Source organism: Acinetobacter sp. UBA3025, from assembly GCF_002367915.1.
Lineage (GTDB): Bacteria > Pseudomonadota > Gammaproteobacteria > Pseudomonadales > Moraxellaceae > Acinetobacter.
Genome location: NZ_DFDO01000204.1, coordinates 1 through 5,059 on the forward strand (window position 1 = coordinate 1; position 5,059 = coordinate 5,059).

The 5,059-nt window shown below is 40.3% G+C and carries 6 protein-coding genes and 1 pseudogene; 3 read left to right on the plus strand and 4 right to left on the minus strand.

The genetic code is table 11. The features are described from left to right. Positions 1-223: 223 nt before the first annotated feature. Both B4J23_RS08500 and B4J23_RS08505 read right to left on the minus strand, forming a co-directional pair. Positions 224-1,018: a nitroreductase family protein gene (locus B4J23_RS08500; RefSeq protein ID WP_159124572.1), complete on the minus strand. Its 795-nt coding sequence runs from the start codon at positions 1,016-1,018 to the stop codon at positions 224-226. Between the two features lie 73 nt (positions 1,019-1,091). Continuing rightward, positions 1,092-1,892 carry an enoyl-CoA hydratase gene (locus B4J23_RS08505; RefSeq protein ID WP_291359958.1) on the minus strand — a complete coding sequence of 267 codons (801 nt, stop codon included), beginning with the start codon at positions 1,890-1,892 and terminating at the stop codon, positions 1,092-1,094. A 101-nt stretch (positions 1,893-1,993) separates the two neighbouring features. Here B4J23_RS08505 and B4J23_RS08510 point away from each other — a divergent pair, with 101 nt between their 5' ends. Both B4J23_RS08510 and B4J23_RS08515 read left to right on the plus strand, forming a co-directional pair. Beyond that, positions 1,994-2,563, plus strand: a complete 570-nt coding sequence (locus B4J23_RS08510) for a nicotinate-nicotinamide nucleotide adenylyltransferase (protein ID WP_291359960.1) — start codon at positions 1,994-1,996, stop codon at positions 2,561-2,563. A gap of 47 nt (positions 2,564-2,610) precedes the next feature. Next, the gene (locus B4J23_RS08515; protein WP_291359962.1) at positions 2,611-3,174 is read left to right on the plus strand and encodes a YceI family protein; all 564 of its coding nucleotides are present in this window, start codon (positions 2,611-2,613) and stop codon (positions 3,172-3,174) included. A 46-nt stretch (positions 3,175-3,220) separates the two neighbouring features. On the opposite strand, the gene B4J23_RS08520 is transcribed toward B4J23_RS08515, so the two are convergent. Further along, positions 3,221-4,123, minus strand: a complete 903-nt coding sequence (locus B4J23_RS08520) for a LysR family transcriptional regulator ArgP (protein ID WP_208462189.1) — start codon at positions 4,121-4,123, stop codon at positions 3,221-3,223. Between the two features lie 107 nt (positions 4,124-4,230). Here B4J23_RS08520 and B4J23_RS08525 point away from each other — a divergent pair, with 107 nt between their 5' ends. Further along, positions 4,231-4,830: a LysE/ArgO family amino acid transporter gene (locus B4J23_RS08525; RefSeq protein WP_376782856.1), complete on the plus strand. Its 600-nt coding sequence runs from the start codon at positions 4,231-4,233 to the stop codon at positions 4,828-4,830. 75 nt (positions 4,831-4,905) lie between these two features. Here B4J23_RS08525 and B4J23_RS08530 read toward each other — a convergent pair. Beyond that, positions 4,906-5,059: pseudogene (locus tag B4J23_RS08530) on the minus strand (peroxiredoxin); the annotation flags it as partial.

A 5,059-nucleotide genomic window follows, 5' to 3' on the forward strand; every position in this document is an offset into this window, starting at 1 on the left:
TGTTGTCCCGTAATTGGCTTTGATCCAGTTAAGATAATTTATGATTTAAAATTTTTTGTTTTAAATGCTTCTTTATAAGAATAAAATCATTATGAAATACTTGTATGAGGAAACTATAAAATTATTATTTAGATTTTTCTAATATACTTAATTAAGCGACATCCATGTCATCAAATATTAAGTAAATTAATATTATTAAATCTTTTAAATACTACTTTTAAACTCAAACCTTCTGAATAAATAGCTCTCGATCAAAACGATACTGCGGGAAGAACACGCCATCTTTGGCACGTTCACCAGCACCAATCACCATCACTGGATATTGCTGATCATTCAGATCTAGAAGTTCACGAACCATTGGTTCATCAAAGCCTTCCATCATACAGCTATCAAAACCATAAGCACGTAAAGCTAGTACCAGGTTTTCACAGGCTAATGCTGTGGTTTTACTTGCCCAAAGTTTCGCATCAGCAGGGCTAAATGCAGACACTGGCATTTGTTTATCGAGTGTACGTGCTACTTTGAAAGCAACTTTCTTAAAGTTACCAAAGGCATTCAAATAACCGGTTTTGTAGTTATAGGGAATGTACTTATAGTACTTTTTAATGGCTGGAGGCGCCTCAGGAAATGGAAACTCGCTGATATTCAGTTTAGCCATTTCATCAACACGGTCAGTACGTGCAACACAGACAATCAGTTCTGAAGCCGTTTTAGCAGCAAGCTGGCTCATACATGCTTTAACCAGACGTTTCTTCTTGGATGGGTTCTGCACCACATAAAAAGTCCATGGCTGCAGGTTTGAAGAGTTTGGTGCCAGCAGTGCCAGATCCAGACAGGCATCTAATACTTCAGCAGGAATTGGCTTCTTGGTAAATTTACGCACTGAACGGCGGCTTTCGATGACCTTTCGGAAATTGTCTACATCAATATCCTGAGGTGCAGGTTCGTAGTAACGTTTCTTTTCAGGATTTGAACTATCGGTTGTTTGAGAAGTCGTTTGGGAGTTTTCATTAGTCATAAGCGTGATTCTTTCAAAAATATAAAAGATTGAGGCAGTCTAAACTGCCTCAATTAAAAGATAAGTTTCAGAATTAGTTGAATTGTGTGAAATCAGGTTTCCGTTTTTGCATAAAGGCCTGAACAGCTTCTGTCATTTCAGGTGAACCGACACGTTTCATAAAGATCTCAGCTTCATCATCAATACACTCGATAACTTCAGCCAGATTATGCTTCATCAGTGCTTTGGTTTGTTTAATAGAAGCCAGGGGTAAAGCGGCAAGAATTTTTGCCTGCTTTTCAGCAGCGGCATAGACGTCTTCCTCAATGCTATTTACCAGACCTGCACCCAATGCTTTTTCACTATTAAACCGTTGTGCCGTAAGCAATAGCTCAGCCGCTTTATGATAACCCGCTTGTTGTACCAGCAGCTTGCTTGAAGCGCCTTCAGGCGACAGGCCAAGGCTAACAAATGGAATCTGGAATAGGGCAGTATTGTCACTATAAACCAGATCAGCATGCAGCAGAATCGTTACCCCGATCCCAATCGCCACACCACGAACGGCAGCAATTAAAGGCTTGGAAAATTTTGCAGCGGACTTCAACAGGACAAAAGGAGGGGTATCGCCAGCCTTAGCTTGCAGAGGCGTCTGAATAAACTTCATGAAGTCCTGCATGTCATTGCCGGCACTAAAGTCTGCGTCTTGACCACGTAGAATCACGACACGCACACTACTATCCTGATCCGCTTCATCCAGTGCCTGTGCGATCCATAGATATAGTTCGCCGTAAAGCGCATTTTTTGCCTCAGGACGGTGAATGGCTAAGGTCAATACGCCATGGTCTAAATTCGCATTTAAATGCTGATGCGGTTGTTGAATACAGCTCAGTGTCATCGTACTATCCTTGCTTTATTAATATGAATTTATTGGCGCTTATTATGTCGCAAAAACTTCCCTGCGGCATAACTGATGCGTTCATAAAAGTAAGATGTGCTATGAAGTATAAATTTAATTACCTGGTGTTTATTGGTCGTTTTCAACCTTTCCATCTGGCCCATATGCAAACGATTAAAATTGCCTTGCAGCAGAGCCAGCAGGTGATTCTGGCATTAGGCTCAGCACAGCAAGAACGCAATATTAAAAATCCATTTCTGGCCACTGAACGTGAAGAAATGATCCTGTCGAATTTTTCTGAAGCAGATCAGAAGCGCATTAAATTTGTCCATGTCATTGATGTCTATAATGATGAAAAATGGCAAAAACTGGTGAAATCGTTGGTGTTTGAAGTAGTTGAAGCAGAAGCAAAAGTTGGTCTGATTGGACACTTTAAAGATGAATCTTCTTATTATTTAAGTTTGTTCCCGGAATGGGAAATGGTGGAACTGGATAGCTTGGTGGGTGCTATTTCAGCGACTCCTTTACGTGAAGCGTATTATCGCGGTGAAGTGGTGGAATCTGCTTTTCCTTTAGGCACTAGTGAGTTTTTACATAAATTTAAAAATAATGAGATTTATCAACAATTGGTCAACAAGTTTGAACTAAATGACAAAACAAATCTGAGCTAAAACCGTTTTAAGGTAGTGAGTTCATTTGATTGTTAAGGATGAACACAATGAATCTATTCCTGAAAAATATAGCTTATGCAGGTGCTTTATCTGCTATGTGTATATCGGCTGCGTATGCTAAAAGCTGGACATTGACGCCTCAAAGTAGTGTCGGCTTTAGCATTAACTCCTTGGGTTTGAATGTGGTAAAGGGAAATTTTCAAGAGTTCAAGGCAACCATGCATTTTGATCCCGATCGGCCACAACAGTCATCTACTGAGTTCACTATGCAGGTGGATAGCCTGGAGGTTTCCAAGCCCAGCCTTAAAAATATGATTATGGGTGAGGATCTGTTTCATGCATCGCGCTATAAAACAGTCAATTTCAAAAGTACGCAGTTTAAGCCAAATGGTACGAATCGTTATCAGGTCATGGGTCAACTCACTCTAAGAGGTGTTACTCGACCAGTGGTATTCGATACCACGCTGACACCGAACAAGGGTAATCCTAATCTACTCGATGTGAAATCCACCACGGTAATTAATCGCTCAGATTTTGGGATGAAGAAAGCCACTGCAGGCGTGGGTGAAAAAGTTAATATTCATTTGATGGGGCAGTGGAAAACCCAATAATCTGATATTCAATTTCTGTAAATTCGGCAAGACATCATAGAACTGTTTATTGAATTGGACTATTCATGCACTGTTCTGCCTGTTCCAGAATGACTTTGGTTAACTGTTTGAGAGCGGGAGACTGCTGTTTCCAGTGATGCCAATATAAAGGTACATCACAACTGCATTCAGGCAGTATTTCGATCAATGTCCCATTTTGAATCCGGTCCGCAATTTGATAGTCCGGTACCAAACCGTATCCTAATCCTGAAAAAATAGCATCAGCAAAGGCGGTTGAGGAGGGGATATAGTGAAAAGGAAAACATTGCTGGTTTAAGCCAAATTGAGCTAACAGTAGATGGCTATGTAGATGATCCTGATCATTGTAAATCACAGCAGGTGCCTTACGCAGTGATTCCCGGTGAATGCCTTGTCTAAACCATGAATGCACAAAGGCAGGTGTTGCAACCATTCTATAATGCATCTGCCCGATAAAATGAGCCTTACAGCCTGGCATGGCTTCACTCTCACTGCTAATACAGGCATTGACTTGACCCTGCTCTAGAAGCTTATGAGTTTCACTTTGAACAGCAACCTGAAGATTCAAAGTAATTTTCTCTGCAAGCAGAGTGGTGTTCAGACAGGGAAATAACCAGGTTGCAAGAGAATCTGCATTTACCGCAATATGAATCGAGCTAAATTCTGCTTTATTTTGACCATTTAATTGCTGGATTAATTGTTGCTGCAACAGACGTTGATGCTGCAAATAATTCAGTAAGCTTTGACCGGCATTGGTCACTTTACAAGGACGCTCACGTAACACCAGAACTTGCCCCAAATCTCTTTCCAGATTTTGCACTCTTAAAGTGACTGCCGAAGCAGTAATATTTAATACTTTTGCGGCAGCATCAAAACTTTGAGTTTCTGCAACGGCTAAAAAAGCATCACAGTTTTTAGAATTAAGTGGCATAGCTTACCTAAATAAAATTTAGTCTGAATGATATTTTCTTAATTATATTTAATTGAAAAGAATAACATAGATAATGATCTCCATCTTTATAATTCCATGATATTCCAATGTTAAATGCATATTTACAAGGTCTGGTGGTAGGCTTTAGCCTGATTATTGCCATTGGTGCACAAAATGCTTTTGTATTGAAACAGGGCTTGAAACAGCAGTATGTCTTTGCGATCTGTATGTGTTGTGCTTTGTCTGATGCGATTTTAATTTTTGCCGGTGTTTTGGGGTTTTCACAATTGATGCTGGTCAATCCGCACTGGATCAATATGGCGAAATATCTGGGTGCGACTTTTCTGGCGATCTATGGCGCTCAACATTTCTATCAGGCCTGGAAGAATGAGCAGCGTCTGGACACAGATCAAAAAGATGTGCCTTCTTTATATAAGGTTTTGCTGATTTGTTTGATGCTGACCTGGCTCAATCCGCATGTCTATCTGGATGCACTGGTCTTGATTGGTTCTATCTCCACCCAATATTCCAATGCGCAGATACAATTTGCCTTGGGAGCGATTAGTGCGTCCTTTGTATTCTTTTTTGGACTGGGCTATGCAGCACGTTATTTGCAACCTATTTTTCAGCGGCCACAAGCCTGGAAAATACTGGATGTACTCATTGGCTGTGTAATGTGGTCGATTGCGGTTTCTTTAGTAAATTAAACTTATATTTGCAGCAACTCTAAAGAAAAAGGCATGATATTTCTATTCATGCCTTCTTTGATTTTATGAAAGATCTTAAGCAGCCTGTAAAGCTTTCAAATCTTCTAAGACCTGTTCAGCATGGCCAGCGGCTTTTACCTTACGGTATTCTTTGACCAATTTGCCATTATGGAAAATGAAGGTAGAGCGCTCAATGCCCATCACTTTCTTACCATACATATTCTTTTCT